General features: G+C 39.0%; 14 protein-coding genes and 1 pseudogene. 4 read left to right on the top strand and 11 right to left on the bottom strand.

What is annotated here, in order from left to right; all coding sequences use genetic code 11:
• Positions 1–626: 626 nt before the first annotated feature.
• Positions 627–992 (bottom strand): HesB/IscA family protein, encoded by a 366-nt coding sequence (locus tag N782_RS18315; protein ID WP_036823695.1) that lies wholly within the window; start codon positions 990–992, stop codon positions 627–629.
• Between the two features lie 184 nt (positions 993–1,176).
• Between N782_RS18315 and N782_RS18320 the strand changes: the two genes are divergently transcribed.
• A complete protein-coding gene (locus N782_RS18320; protein WP_036823697.1) occupies positions 1,177–1,887 on the top strand; it encodes a DUF2225 domain-containing protein in 711 nt (236 codons plus the stop codon).
• 154 nt (positions 1,888–2,041) lie between these two features.
• On the opposite strand, the pseudogene lipA reads toward N782_RS18320, so the two are convergent.
• From lipA to N782_RS18340, 4 genes and pseudogenes are all read right to left on the bottom strand, one after another.
• Positions 2,042–3,001, bottom strand: a pseudogene (gene lipA, locus N782_RS18325) (lipoyl synthase); the annotation flags it as partial.
• Positions 3,002–3,029: 28 nt separating this feature from the next.
• Complete coding sequence (locus tag N782_RS18330) at positions 3,030–3,848, bottom strand: lipoate--protein ligase family protein (RefSeq protein ID WP_036823699.1); 819 nt, start codon at positions 3,846–3,848, stop codon at positions 3,030–3,032.
• A gap of 167 nt (positions 3,849–4,015) precedes the next feature.
• Positions 4,016–4,252, bottom strand: a complete 237-nt coding sequence (locus N782_RS18335; protein WP_036823700.1) for a YuzB family protein — start codon at positions 4,250–4,252, stop codon at positions 4,016–4,018.
• 343 nt (positions 4,253–4,595) lie between these two features.
• Positions 4,596–4,919, bottom strand: coding sequence for a YuzD family protein (locus N782_RS18340; protein WP_036823701.1), 324 nt, complete (start codon positions 4,917–4,919; stop codon positions 4,596–4,598).
• A gap of 186 nt (positions 4,920–5,105) precedes the next feature.
• Here N782_RS18340 and N782_RS18345 point away from each other — a divergent pair, with 186 nt between their 5' ends.
• The gene (locus N782_RS18345; protein WP_202406273.1) at positions 5,106–5,348 is read left to right on the top strand and encodes a NifU family protein; all 243 of its coding nucleotides are present in this window, start codon (positions 5,106–5,108) and stop codon (positions 5,346–5,348) included.
• Between the two features lie 310 nt (positions 5,349–5,658).
• Here the strand turns inward: N782_RS18345 and N782_RS18350 are convergent, their stop codons facing one another.
• From N782_RS18350 to N782_RS18375, 6 genes are all read right to left on the bottom strand, one after another.
• A complete protein-coding gene (locus N782_RS18350) occupies positions 5,659–6,909 on the bottom strand; it encodes a dicarboxylate/amino acid:cation symporter (protein WP_036823711.1) in 1,251 nt (416 codons plus the stop codon).
• Between the two features lie 242 nt (positions 6,910–7,151).
• The gene (gene thrB, locus N782_RS18355; protein WP_036823713.1) at positions 7,152–8,069 is read right to left on the bottom strand and encodes a homoserine kinase; all 918 of its coding nucleotides are present in this window, start codon (positions 8,067–8,069) and stop codon (positions 7,152–7,154) included.
• Positions 8,066–9,127: a threonine synthase gene (gene thrC / locus N782_RS18360; protein ID WP_036823716.1), complete on the bottom strand. Its 1,062-nt coding sequence runs from the start codon at positions 9,125–9,127 to the stop codon at positions 8,066–8,068. The genes thrB and thrC overlap by 4 nt, the downstream gene beginning before the upstream one ends.
• Before the next feature lie 2 nt (positions 9,128–9,129).
• A complete protein-coding gene (locus N782_RS18365) occupies positions 9,130–10,428 on the bottom strand; it encodes a homoserine dehydrogenase (protein ID WP_036823719.1) in 1,299 nt (432 codons plus the stop codon).
• A 278-nt stretch (positions 10,429–10,706) separates the two neighbouring features.
• A complete protein-coding gene (locus tag N782_RS18370; protein WP_036823722.1) occupies positions 10,707–11,675 on the bottom strand; it encodes a 2-hydroxyacid dehydrogenase in 969 nt (322 codons plus the stop codon).
• Positions 11,676–11,787: 112 nt separating this feature from the next.
• A complete protein-coding gene (locus N782_RS18375) occupies positions 11,788–12,771 on the bottom strand; it encodes a protein kinase family protein (RefSeq protein ID WP_036823725.1) in 984 nt (327 codons plus the stop codon).
• A gap of 167 nt (positions 12,772–12,938) precedes the next feature.
• Here N782_RS18375 and N782_RS18380 point away from each other — a divergent pair, with 167 nt between their 5' ends.
• Positions 12,939–13,436 carry a phosphatidylglycerophosphatase A family protein gene (locus N782_RS18380; protein ID WP_036823728.1) on the top strand — a complete coding sequence of 166 codons (498 nt, stop codon included), beginning with the start codon at positions 12,939–12,941 and terminating at the stop codon, positions 13,434–13,436.
• Positions 13,437–13,520: 84 nt separating this feature from the next.
• On the top strand, positions 13,521–15,074 hold the full coding sequence (locus tag N782_RS18385; RefSeq protein ID WP_036823730.1) for a hypothetical protein: 1,554 nt from the start codon (positions 13,521–13,523) through the stop codon (positions 15,072–15,074).
• The last annotated feature ends 214 nt before the right edge of the window (positions 15,075–15,288 follow it).

Consider the following 15,288-nt stretch of genomic DNA (forward strand, 5'->3'; position numbering starts at 1 on the left):
TGATCGAGTTTGCTATGCGTAGTAGCGACCTTTCGCCATAATTATGGGCTCTGGAGCGACTTTTCTACTTTCGGAGCGAGAATCGGAAAACAGGAGCAACTTTCGAAATTTAGGAGCGAGATTTATGATATAGGAGCTAGTTTCTGAAAATAGGATCGACTTTTTGATTTTTGGAGCGACTTTCGCCAAATTCAGATCAACTTTTCTAAAATAGGAGCGACAACCTAAAACCCCCTTTTCTGGCCATGTTTCCGTCCCTCCCAAAACAGCAAAGGTGGCCGTGGAACAAGGAGACTCCCGCCGGAGAAAGAGGTAGGCGAGACCCCGCAGAGCCCCGATCTTGGGCTCGAGGAGGCTTGCCAGCTCGCCGGCAGGACGCGAGTTGTTCCACGGCCACCTTTATTCTCACAAAAGCAACGGAAACATCCCTCTTTTGCGACACGTTGATTCTATAAAATATCTCGAATCCAAGTTTTTCCAGATTATGCTTCTTATCTTGAATAAAACTATTTAGATTAGTTGATTCCAAAATCAACACCAAACTTTAACATAGCCAAAACATTAAAAACCTTCCCAAATTAGTTACCACAGTAACAATTGGGAAGGTTATTTAGTTCATATAACATTTAGCAATCTTTATCTGGTGTACCAGCGTTCGTTGCAGTCTTGAATGATGAGCCACAGCCACAATTAGCGATAGCATTTGGATTATCGATTGTGAATCCTCCACCCATCATGTTTTGTTTGAAGTCGATAGTTGTGCCGACTACAACATCAAGGTCTTGTTTATTCATTACAACTGGAATTCCATTTGCATCAAATGTAATATCTAATTCTTCGTTCACTTCATCATCAAAGCCCATTGCGTAGGAAAGGCCACTGCACCCTCCGCCTTTTACTCCAAAGCGAAGGCGAGTTTGTTCTGATTCTTCTTCCTTCATCATCTCTTGAATTTGAAGGCTAGCGCTATCAGATATATTCAAATTATTCATATGCGTTCCTCCTTACGTCTTTCTTAATACCAGTATACAAACAAATGGCGAATGTATCAATTTTACAAACTTCACCTTTTTATCCTCATCTAACAATTTATTTTGCACAGGTAAATAGATTGAGATTCAGATACATTTATAGTAACTTAGGACTACATCAACACATACAAAAGGGTGATTATCGTTGCAACAACCAGAACCTTTATATGACAAAAGTATCACATGCCCTTTTTGTTCCTTTTCTTATACAACAAAAAAGGCTCGATCACGTTTTATTCGTCCCATTCATACAGATACTGATTTTTGCACAACTTATAAACACGAAGCGATTAATCCACTTTATTATACCGTAGCTGTTTGTCCACAGTGTGGATATTCGTTTACTGATCAGTTTTCTTCCCTCTTTCCACAAGACAGTGTAACAAACATCCAACATAAACTTGCAGATCAATGGTCGTTTCAAAACTATTCATTAGAACGTACACGAAACGAATCCATCAAAACTGTTAAATTAGCAATCTACACAGCAACCCTAAAAAACGAAAAACCCATCGTGTTAGCAGGATTGTATGTACGAGTTGTCTGGTTGTATCGGGAGGCAGAAAATCTTTTTGAAGAAGCTAGGTTTATGAGATTAGCAGAACAAGCTTACCGTAAATCTTATGAAGAAGATGATCTCACTCAAACAGAAATGTCACCAATACGAGTATTATATATTATAGGAGAACTCAATCGCAGACTCGGCAATGCCCACGAAGCTATCCAATTTTTCTCTAAGGTTGTAGATAAAAGAAAAACAGCTATTGACCCCAAAATAGTGGATATGGCGAGAGATCAATGGTACCAAACAAGGGAAGATTACAAATTTGAAACACAACCTATACAATCAGGCTAGAATTCCCGAGATAGAATATTTGGGAAACTAGGAGCGGACGTGCCCGTTTAGCGACATATACTCAAGCAATGAATTAAAAAAGTTGCTCTGATTTAATAAAAAAGCACTCCAATGTAATGTAATTGGAGTGCTCTTCTATAGTTATGGCTATTCATTAAAAGTTCAGCGTGTCTAATTTTTCTTCTTCTGATTCTTCATAGCCCTTCATGTATTTAATTCTACGTTGAAGTGACGTTTCATTAACTTGTTCATCCGCATGGTAAGAAGAACGGACAAGCGGTCCAGCCTGGCAATGTTGGAATCCTTTTTCCATTGCAATCTGACGTAATTCTTCAAACTCATCTGGGTGATAATAGCGCTCTACTTTTAAGTGTTTCTTCGTTGGCTGTAGATACTGCCCGATGGTCATGATATCCACATCATGAGCTAATAAGTCGTCCATAGCTTGGATGATTTCTTCTTTTGTTTCCCCAAGACCGACCATCAAGCTTGATTTTGTAGGTGTATTTGGAGCAATTTCTTTTACACGCTTTAGTAGTTGCAGAGAACGGTCGTAGGTAGCTTTAGAGCGAACTCTAGGTGTTAAACGACGAACCGTCTCAATATTATGGTTGAAAATATCAGGACCTGCGTTCATCAACGTGTATAAGCTATCGTAGTCCCCTTTCATGTCAGAAGGGAGAACTTCTACTGTACAGCCTGGTTGACGACGGTGAATCGCTTCTACCGTCTCAGCAAATACTTGTGCACCACCATCGTTCAAATCGTCACGTGCAACAGCTGTTACCACTGCGTGTTTTAGTTCCATTAATTCAACGGACTCGGCTACTTTCTCAGGTTCTTGTAGGTCTAACTCATTCGGCAATCCTGTTTTAACTGCACAGAAACGGCAACCGCGTGTACACGTATCGCCTAAAATCATGAAAGTCGCTGTTTTACGCTCGCTCCAACATTCATGTATGTTAGGACACTTTGCTTCCTCACATACGGTATGTAGATTACGCTCACGCATGATTTTCTTCAAACGGTTATAAGACTTGTTTGTCTTAATGTCTATTTTCAGCCAATCGGGTTTACGTACGTGTTCTTCTTTTTTTGCCATGGATTTCACTTCCCTTTTCCATTTTTGTTCATGTCCTCCCTCAACGAGAGTACGTCCATTCCTTGCTCTGGTAACGTTCCTCCATTAGGGTATAAACTTCCTGAAACTGCTCGTCGGTTAGTGTAAATGGTTCTAAATGTATATCTAAACCTTTCTCAAACCCTCGCTTGAAGGCATCTTTCACTTCCGGAAGATCAATTTCTCTTCCAGCTACTTCATTGATTGCAGCTGCTTTTCCACCAAAAGCTTTACGAGCTCTTTCTTTTACGCGTTCATTTGGATAGATAAATAGATCAAATAGTGTTACATCATCCACTTCAATAGGAATGGAGCCATGCTGTAAGATAACTCCCTTTTGTCTAGTTTGTGCACTGCCAGCAGCCTTTCTACCTTCTACAATCAATTCATACCAGGAAGGTTCATCGAAACATACTGCTGAACCTGTTTGTTGTAATTTCCCTTCAGGTATCGAAAATTCAGCTTGAATATCTAGTTCTTGAAATCCCTCTAATAATCCTTGCGAAATCACTCTATAAGCATCTGTTACAGAAGGAGGCATTGTTTCATAATTTTCAGACACAATAACACTATACGTTAGTTCTTTATCATGAAGGACTGCACGACCACCAGTTGGCCGTCTTACTAGTTCAAAACCATGTTTATGTACTGCATCTACATCAATTTTGCCTTTCAGTTTTTGGAAGTACCCTACAGATAACGCTGCAGGTTCCCATCCATAAAATCGTATAACCGGAGGAATGTCTCCTTGGCTATGCCACTTTAGTAGTGCTTCATCTAATGCCATATTAAAAGCAGGTGAAGCATGACCAGAATCAATAAAATACCATGTTGGTTTCATGCTGAGCCTCTTTTCGTCTCATAAGTACTTTAGCAAGATAAAATGCTACAGTATATTTTAACAATTTTTTCTTAGTAGTGTAAATGTTTCTGCATATCCAAAAAAAGTGAATTCCCTTTTTTATCCCTATATATGTACAAAAAACGCGATGTAAGGGTGCATCGCGTTTAGAACAGGGGATTCTCCTCTAAATGCTGATATACATTCTCTACTAATTGTTCTGGGGTTTCAGCTGTAACTCGGTCCCCATTTACAAGCGCAAACAATGATTGCGCACATAGCCCACAATGGCTCAAGCAACCGTATTCTATTACATCTAGTTCCAGGTCTTTTTCAAGCTCTTCTTTTGCTTTATGAGACCCACTAGCTAAGTTATTAATACAAAATTCTATAATTGGATTCATCTTACTCACCTCAAGCTTATATTTTAATGATGAATCCCCTACTCAACCATACATAATATCATATGTTAGCAAAAAAACAAAAGTGGAAGCGCCCGTTTAGCGACGTATGTGCTGGACTGATCCGTAGGAGATAAAGGAAACACGAAGAACGAAGTGATTCGATGTTGACTTATCGTACAGAGGTGAGGGAAGCACACTAGTCGCTGGGCGCTGGAGCTGGACGTGGCCACATCACTTTATCAAAGTAATCCATAACCTCAACCAACTTGTAATCTCGCTAGATGTAAACAAAAGCCTCAAGCTCGCCTTTTCAACCTTTTCATACTAACCATTTTAGAGCTTTTTATTTGTCAGGAGATAAACCGTTTGATTCAATTGCATGATAAATACTTTTTAATTTTGGGTTCCCTTCCCCGACCACTTCACCATTTAACACAACTAACGGGTAAAAATATTCTTCATCGATAATCTTTTGAGTGAACGCTTGGTACTCTGGATTATTTTGTGTCTCATCTATATCCACATACGTAAAATTTATTTGCTCTGAATCATACTTTCGTTCAATTGCTGCTTGTAACCATTCATACGTTTCTTTAGCGCTTGGTAAATTCACACAACTTGCACATTTTTGTTCTGCTCCATATACAGTAATTGCTATATTGCCCATCCCATTCCCTCCAATTTTACGTAGATCCTTTATAAATCATTTTACAAAAAGAACAAAAAAAGATAAAATGATAATGGTTCTCATTTATTTTACATGATGATTGCACCAGTATTTGTTCAAACAAATAACACTAAAAACTCACTCAATACAATAGCTTTTTTCTAAAGAACATTTTATAATAGAACTATGGAAAGGAGAAGATGGATGATGACAGATCAAGTACAGGAAGTATTAAATAAACTTCGTCCCTTCTTACTACGTGATGGTGGAGACGTTGAACTCGTAGATGTGGATGAAGGTATTGTCCGCCTTCGTCTAATGGGAGCTTGCGGTAGTTGCCCAAGTTCAACCATTACACTTAAAGCTGGTATCGAACGTGCACTAGTAGAAGAAGTACCAGGCATTAGAGAAGTAGAACAAGTATTCTAAAAAAACATATACACCGTAAAAGCTTGTAGATGTGATCTACAAGCTTTTTTTGTGTTGGTTACAGACCGGATACGTTGGGGCTTTGCGAGCAAGTTTTCGAAATTCGGAGCGACTTTTTGGTTTTTGGAGCGACTCTCACCAATTTCAGATCAACTTTTTCCAAATTGGAGCAACCGCTCCAATTTCACTTCCCGGCCACGCTGCTCTTTCTCCCAATATCGCGGGAGGTGACGGTGAAACAACCATATGAATTGCTTCTATTAAACATAGAAAAAGAGTCAGCTACAAGAAATGTAGCTGACCCTCAATATTAGTAAGACTGAGCGCTTTGCTCGTTGGAAACGGGGATTTCTTCTTCTCTTCCTCGTTCAGAGCGACCAATGATATATGCTGCTGTGGCATCTCCTGTTACGTTTACAGATGTGCGGCACATATCAAGCAAGCGATCGACGCCTAGAACAAGGGAGATAGCTTCAACAGGAAGACCTACGGATGTTAGTACCATAGATAGCATAATGAGTCCTACTCCAGGTGCTCCTGCTGTTCCAATACTAGCAAGTGTTGCAGTTAGTACTACCGTTAATAGCTCTCCAAGACCTAAGTTTGTATTATACATTTGAGCGATAAACATGGTGGCAACACCTTGCATGATTGCTGTACCGTCCATGTTGATAGTAGCTCCTAACGGCTGAACAAACCCACTGATACTTTTAGGTACTTTTAGATTCTCCTGTGCTGTACGCATGGATACAGGCAAGGTACCTGAACTACTAGATGTACTGAATGCTACAATCATAGCTGGGGAAAATTTCTTGAAAAACTCGATTGGATTCATTTTACCTAGTACATATAAAGCAGATCCGTACGTTACGAATAAGTGAATTACTAATGCTAATAAGACAACTAACATGTACTTAAGCATGCTTAGTAATGCATCTCCACCTTGACTACCGATAGCATCTGCTATTAGTGCGAAGGCACCATAAGGAGCGAATTTCATTACAATCTGAACAAGGTACATTAACAGTTCATTTGCTTGCTCAAACAATCGGTAAATTCTATCCCCTTTTTCTCCAATTTGAGATAGACCAAAACCAACGATAATGGAAAAGGCAATGACCTGAAGCATCTCACCTTGAGCCATTGAATTTATTGGATTTGTTGGAATAATATTAAGAAGTGTCTCCACGACACCAGGAGCTTCTTTTGCTTCGAAATCTCCACCTTGCATTGCTTCGCCACCAGCACCTGGTTGAAGAACTGCGCCAAGTGTAAGGGCTAGTGTTAGGGCAATGGCTGTGGTAACAAGAAAGAAGGCTACCGTTTTGAACCCTATTCGCCCTAGTTTCTTTGGATCACTGATTCCTGCTGTTCCAAGAACTAGCGAAACGACCACAATAGGTACGACTAACATCTTGATTAAATTCACAAATATTTGTCCCATAGGATATAGTACGAATTTCTGGGATACATCGTAGAAGCCTTGTCCAATTGCATTTAAAGACAGACCTACACCGACACCAAGTACCATACCTAGTAAAATCTTTTTCGTTAATGACATCGTGTCTTCCTCCTAGTGCTACATCTGGATGATACGCTTTACTATTGCAAAACGCTAACAAGTTAATGTAAATTATATAATTTACAGTAGTGTTTCTTCAATAAAAATTTGTAATTTAGTTAAAGGGATTAATGAAAAATCCGGAACCCTTTCACACGGATACTTCCACATCTTCATTATATCTAGGCGCAAAAAGAATCACCTCAGGTAATCTTTACCTAAGGTGATTCTTACAACCTACTCTATTTAATTGGATTCGTTTCAAAGCGTCTATTGATATCTAGACCGTACGTATCTACATTTAATGGTCTCCATTCAAAGTCATGAAAGTTTTTCACCCATTTGAACTCAATGCGCTTCACTAAGTCTGTATCCATAAGTGACATGATTGTTGGACCAGCACCACTTAAGAAAGTCCCATAAGCTCCTTCGTTTCTCATGAAGGCTTGAATATCTTCAAATTGTGGGATGAGTTCTTTTCGGTATTGATGATGGAATAAATCCTTCTCCATCATCTTTCCTGCCAACTGCCAATTTTCTTGTGCAAGTGCGACGACTAACACATTTGCCACAGAACTTGCTTCCACTGCCTGTTTATAAGGTAGCTCTGAGGGTAAAACTTCTCTAGCCTCAGAGGTTTTCAACTCTTGCTTTGGAATTAACGCAACGAAACTAGGCTTATCTACTGATAGCTTTTGCCAATTAACCACCCCATCCTCTTCATAATGGGCAATGACGCACCCTCCAACAATAGAGGGGACGACATTATCAGGGTGGCCTTCAAAATTGGTTGCTAAATTCACTTTTTCTTCTGTCGGAAGCTTCAAATCATAAGCATAATTGGCTAGTTCAATTCCTGCTACAATAGCAGCAGCACTACTGCCAAGTCCTCTCGCTAAAGGGATATCATTCTTCACTTCCACACGATAAGCTTGATCCTCTTCCTGATTGTAGAGCTGCCCAACATGTTTGGCTGTTCTCATAATCAAGTTATCCGAACTGTCTAATTCACCTTCTAAATCAGATGATAAGGCTACAAATTCCCATGAATCGGAAGGGGACAAAGACAGCTCTAGATATAGATTTAATGCTACTCCAATCGAGTCAAAACCTGGCCCTAAGTTTGACGTACTACCAGGTACTCTTATATTTATCGTCATGAATACACACGACCTTTGATAGCCTCAATTACTGTGTCTTTATCATTAGGAAGTACTTCTGGTTTTAGGGTACTTGTATCTATGGCCGTTTGCGGATCTTTTAACCCATTACCAGTGAGTACACAAACAACAGATGCACCTTTAGATATCTTATTCGAGCGTAGCGCTTTCCATAAACCTGCTATGGATGCACAAGAAGCTGGTTCAGCAAAAATGCCTTCATTTTGAGCTAGCCATTGATAAGCTTCAATAATTTCTTCATCGGTTACCTCATCAATTGCCCCTTCTGAATCATGCGCAGCATTCACTGCATGTTGCCAGGATGCAGGGTTTCCTATTCGAATTGCTGTTGCGACTGTCTCCGGTTGTTCGATTACTTGATTGCGAACGATAGCAGCAGATCCACTTGCTTCAAATCCCATCATTTTAGGAAGACCAGTTTGCTTTGCTTCGTTATAATCGACAAAGCCTTTCCAATAAGCTGTGATATTCCCTGCATTTCCTACAGGAATACACAAGTAATCTGGTGCATGACCTAAAACATCACACACTTCAAATGAGCTTGTTTTTTGCCCTTCAATACGATACGGATTAACGGAGTTCACTAATGTAAAATCATCCGATTCGCTTAAGATTTTTACAATCTCTAATGCTTCATCGAAGTTTCCTTCTATAGAAAACACTTCTGCTCCATACATAACTGCTTGGGCTAACTTACCTTGAGCAATTTTCCCTTCAGGAATAACAATAACACATCTCAAACCCGCTCTAGCGGCGTAGGCAGCAGCAGATGCGGACGTGTTACCAGTTGATGCACAGATAACCGCTTTTGCTCCTTCCTCCACAGCTTTTGCCATTGCCATGACCATCCCTCTATCTTTAAAAGAGCCAGTAGGATTTGCACCTTCCACCTTGGCATAGGCTTCTACGCCAAAGTCTTTAGAAAGTTTTTCTAGGGGAATGAGAGGTGTATTACCTTCTCGTAGAGACAAGGTAGGCGTATGTTCTGTAATTGGCAAATACTCTTTGTAGTGTGCCAATAAACCTTCCCATTTCATTATTATTCCCCCTCTCCTTCAACACGATAGTAGCTATGAACACCTTTTATAACATCTAATTCTTCTAAGTCATGTAATATGACATCAATTTGCTCTCTGCTTGCCTGATGAGTTACCAGCACAATTTCAGCAGTGGAATGATCTTTCTTCGGCATTTGTAAAATCTTATCCATGCTTACATTTTGTCGTGCAAAAACATTCGTTATCGCCAAGAATGTACCAGCTTCGTCTTCTGCTTCTAGTCGAAGGAAGAATTTAGAAAATACCTCATTGCTGGATTTCAAGCTTTTTTCAAATTGAGGATTAACAGATGATTTACCCGTAACACCTAATCGGATATTCTTCACAACGTCCATTAAATCAGAAACGACAGCTGTTGCTGTTGGTAACTGGCCTGCTCCTGGACCATAGAACATCGTTTCTCCAACTGCATCTCCATATACATATACTGCATTATATTCATCTTTGATAGAGGCTAATGGATGACTATGCGGTACTAGTGTAGGTTGCACGCTCATTTCAATCTTGCCTTCATTTCGAGCGGCGATTCCTAGTAGCTTCACCGTATAGCCTAGTTGCTCAGCATAGGATAAATCGTCAAACGAAATTCCTCTAATTCCTCTTACATCAACATCATCTAATTCAACTGGCATCGAGAATGCAAGTGTCGATAATAAACTAACCTTACGAGCAGCATCTAATCCATCGACATCAGAGGACGGATCGGCTTCTGCATAGCCTAAGTCTTGGGCTTCTTTTAAAACATCCTCAAATGTTCTGTCCTCTTCTATCATTTTTGTAAGAATGTAGTTTGTTGTTCCATTCACAATCCCCATGATTTTATTAATACGGTCAGATGCTAGACCATCCGTTAAGGAACGAATAATTGGAATACCACCTGCTACACTTGCTTCATACCTTACATCACACTGATTTTCATTCGCCAATTCTAATAATGGTGAGCCATAAACCGCCATCATATCTTTATTGGCTGTTACAATATGTTTTTTATTCTGTATTGCTTTTTCAAGCACTTTATACGTACCTTCAATACCACCCATAACTTCAACAATAACGTCGATTTCTGGGTCCTGCACAAGTTCATCCACTTGGTCCGTTAACAAGGAGGATGGAATATTTCCTTCACGTTTTTTGTTCATATCATTGACTAGGATTCGTTTAACCTCAATGGGACAGCCAACTTGGTGTACAATTTCTTCTTTATGATTTTCAAGAATTTGCACTACTCCTGAGCCGACAGTTCCAAACCCACATAATCCTACGTTAATTTTTTGCTGCATGGTAAGCCCTCCTATTGTTTTCCTGGAATGTACATGTGTTTATCTATAACGCACATTATATAAGCCTTATGTTAAGAATACAACAGAAAACTGAAAATTTATATTCTTTTAATAAATCAAACGCATACAATTCCATTATTTTATTTGAAGGGTAAACATTCGATAAACAATACTTATTCAACCGCTCCGCTCTGGAGCAAGATATGTAAGAGTTAAACGTTGTACTATCTATACAATCTAAAAAAGAACCTGCTATTTTCATAACAGGTTCTCTTCATCTAAGACGTTACTTTTGTTTTCGGCTCTTTCTCATTCAATACTAGTTGCACATTTTCTAGACATAGATTCATCATTGCTTTTCTCGTTTCAACGCTAGCTGACCCTATGTGAGGCAAAGCGACGACTTGTTGTAATGATAGCAGTGGGTGATCCTCTGAGATAGGTTCATTTTCGAATACATCAAGCCCTGCGGCTGCAATTTCTCCTTCTACTAATGCCTCATACAGATCTTCTTCATTAGCATTGTCTCCACGAGATGCATTTACAAAAATCGCACTGGATTTCATTTTCTTAAATATTTCTTTGTTAAACATGCCTTTGGTTTCAGGTGTCAACGGAGCTAAACAAACGACAAAATCAGCTTGAGTAACTAGTTCATCGAGCGATGCATAGACCGCTCCAAGCTTTTCTTCAGCGTCCTGTTTTCGACTTCGGTTATGGTAAAGTATATTCATATGAAATCCTTTGGCACGATGTGCTACCGCTTCACCAATTCGTCCCATTCCTACAATGCCAATGGTTTTATGGTGAATATCATGGCCAGCCATTAATAAAGGCGCCCAGTTTTTCCAGTCTCCATTTTGTACATACTCATTTGCTTCCATCAACCTTCTAGCTGTTGCCATTAAAAGCCCAAACGTTAAATCAGCTGTTGTTTCCGTTAATACATCAGGCGTATTGGTTATCGTGACGCCTTTCTTTTCAGCTGCTTTGATATCAATATTGTCAAAGCCTACTGCTAGGTTTGCTATCACCTTTACGTTTTCCCCTTTAGAAAGAAGTTCTTCATCCACTTGATCACTTAACATGGTAATTAACGCATCCGCTTTGCCAGCTTCCTCTAGTAAAACTTCACGATCAACAGGCTGCTCTTTCGAACCCCACATTTTCACCGTGAATGTCTCTCTAAATGGCTCAACGATTTCTTCTGGTAATGTACGTGTTATATATACATATGGTTTATTCAATCGGGACCCTCCTTAGCTACTAACTATCATGAACAAGTTCATGTTAGCATATAAGAAAAGGTTTTCCCTATTATTCCTATTACTATTAAAGAAATGAGCAAACACCGTAATACTAGTACCAATCAAGTGTTGGGATTCGAACTTTATTCACATCCAACCTGATCCCTTCAAAGAAATGATGAAGGACTTTGTCATAGTTAGCTTGTTGTTCAAGTTGATTTCGTAATTGATCTTCCTGTGTTCTACCAGAATGATCCGTATGATTAAACCATTCATCCAATCGATCAAATAAATTAATGGGGAGAATCAGCCTTGCATACACTAATCTCCATCCAAAAACAGATAATGGGCGAATTGCTTCATAATCATCCATAAAGGCCCGAATATCCTGGAAGCTACTCTCTCCTTTTTCAAGTAGTTGATACCTCATCCATTCTGCAATATCTCTTGATGCGTGATCGTAAACAATCGTATTACTCCATATCGTTTGATCTAATAGACTAGGATGAAGACGCTGAACAGTAAAGGTTCCTTGATCGAATTGTTCGTATCTCCAATCCTGTTCACTTTCCTGTAGATATTGAATCGCATTTTCCACTATTCCTTCTAAATAGGGGTATGTTTCAATAAAAAGACGTTGAAAAGACGAAGCCGGATGAACATCCCATTGTTGTTTGTATAAGGCAGTCCAAGCATCCATTTTTTCTTCCCACAATCCTTTCCACTTACCGTACCTGGAAATGTGCTGTGGTTGGTATGGATATTGCTGACCCATTTCATGAAACTGCGCAAGCTTGGAACCCTGAGACTGATCGCTAGAAAATAGCCCCCCTACATGAGCTAGCATAACTTCTTGATTTTCAACGGTTGTTCGTATTGTCCCTTCTTTCGTAAAAATGGGTAGTGTTGTATAGGACCATTGATTGCTCAACATATACTCACTCAACGATCGCTGCTCAAATACTTCTTCATCCGTTAAATTATGAGCTGGTAATAACGCAACATACCCTTCCGAACTCTCATACCCTTTCATTCCGAATTGATTCCATTCACGACCTAACGTTAAGTTGTATTTAGCTTCCAGTTCTTCCTTCATATCCCTCACCCACCAAATAAAATTTCTTCTTATTCTTATCTTTATGTATAATAGAAAAAAGAAGAACATTAGGACATTTTGTTCAATAGAATGATTGAAAGTTGTTTCTCTATAGAAGAATGGGTTATAGTAAGAAAATATAGACAGAGAAGGAATAGGTGATAATGATGGGTGAAAAGAATATGAGTAAATTAGAAGAAAAAGCACGCACATGGCTTACAGAACGTGGTGTTACAGTAGACGATATGGCAGATCTCGTTTATTACTTACAATCCAAATATCATGATGAATTATCCTTAGATGAATGTAGACATAATGTAGAACGAGTTATTTCCAAGCGCGAAGTACAAAATGCTATTTTAACAGGAATTCAATTAGATATCCTTGCAGAGAAAGGGATGCTTGAGTCTCCATTACAGGATACAATTGAAGCGGATGAGGGCCTCTATGGAGTAGATGAAATCATTGCCTTATCGATTGTAAATGTGTATGGGTCCATTGGATTCACCAACTACGGATTTATTGATAAACAAAAACCAGGTATTCTCGGAAAACTAAACGATAAATCAAACGGATGCCACACCTTCCTTGATGATATCGTAGGAGCCATTGCTGCTGCTGCATCAAGTCGTTTAGCACATAGTGAAGAGAACGAAGAAGTCTAGAAAATTCATTCTAGACTTCTTTTTATTTCTAGTAGACTTTATGTTAGAATATTTTTACATTTAATGAAGGATAAGGAGAATTTGATGAAACACTTTTTTAAGAAACGTTTATATTGGTTAGTTCCTTTTCTAATCGTATTAGCTTCAATCTCGCTTGTATTTTTCCAACGAATAGAAGCCATATCAAAAGAACCAGAAACAGATTGGAGTCGCAAGGTAGAGGTTGGAAAAACGACAATCAATCGTGCCCCATATGTACATAAAAACGAAAACGAATACATCATTACTCAATTTATTGATGGTTCTTTAAGCAAAACAGAATGGGATCCTCAATTTAACGAATTGGATAAACAAACCATCGAAGTCCCCTTCGGTAAATGGGATTCATTTTTTTATCAGGATGATTTTCTAGCTTATTTTAATGGTGAAGAAATTATAGATAAACAAAAAAATGTAGTGGCAAATGCTGAAACATTTTACCCAACCGCTTCTGCTATTTTTTATACATATGATCAACAACTACACAGATATAATCCAGAAGCAAAGGAAACGTCTACCTTATTAGATGTTCCGGACGGTTACTCTCTTATTCCAATTAAGCAGTCGGCCACCGACAATCCACCTATTTACTTCAAGCGCACGAAAGGAAATAAAGTGGAGGTAATCGTCTATCAACATAACGGAGACGGTTACAAACAAGTAGCAACCAAATCCAGCGAATTCCCTCCCAGCCAACAAGTGGAGGATGTAATCGTCTCAACAACGAACGAAAAGATTGGTCTCTTTGTATTAGCAAGCGTTTCAACTGGAAATAAGAAAACGTTATATCCTTATATTGCAGAGGCCAAATTGAATGGTTCTGATATGGAATTTAAAGAAACAAAGCTTAATGACCCACATGCAGGTGGAACATTACGAGAACCAAGCGAGTTTTCTGCTACTTATCGTAATAATACGTTCCATGTTCTTTTTAAAGCTAGCGGAAAAACAGACAGAAGTAACGTTTCAAACCGGTCCTTCAATGTGTATGAACTAGCTTACCAAGATGGAGATACACAAGTAGAACGAAGAAGTCACTCTTATCGATTGATCTTTCACCCTACATATATTGATAACCAAACTATCATTTGGAACGAGATAGGAGAACCATATAAATTATTTATAGCCTCCTCTAATCCTAAGATTGTAAATAAAGCGAATAGCTATACATTTGATGATGCGTTAATTGCCTTTGGAGATACGATGTCGATGTTGTTTAAAGGACTTGTGACTGTTGTCCTTACCGCCCATTGGTTCATATGGCCATTAGCATTCTTTGCTGCTCTGTTCTTGTTCTTTCGAAGATTCACTGATGAAGATCCTTATTGGGTATTCTATGCGGGGGTAGGAATATATTTAGCATCCGCTCTGTTATTAAAAAGTCATTTCTTTATCCCGTCATTTAATAGTACTGCTCCTGCTTACTTTAGCTTCACAGGTAGCTCCTATTTTTACATTATCTTTTTTGCCCTTCTCGCTTATTTATGTGTGAAGCTTACCAGTGATGAATGGAGTTCTGTATTAAAAGCAGCGTATTTCATAGGTGTTCACATCTTGTTTATGATTTGTATTCTTGGACCTTATGTAATTTTCTTTTAGGCTGTTAAAGTTTGGTGTTGATTTTGACTAATCAAAATGGCCTTATTCAAGACAAGAAGCATAATCTGGAAGACTTGGTTTCGAGATGATTATTGGTTAAGGGAAGGATCCGATGCTTAATGAGGGTAAGGGATGGGAGGGAAACATCTCGCGTCCTGCCGGCGTCCCTACACGACGTAGGGTCGTTCGACGTTGTCACACGATGTGACGGTTT

It is taken from the genome of Pontibacillus yanchengensis Y32 (assembly GCF_000770635.1).
GTDB classification, from domain to species: domain Bacteria; phylum Bacillota; class Bacilli; order Bacillales; family BH030062; genus Pontibacillus; species Pontibacillus yanchengensis.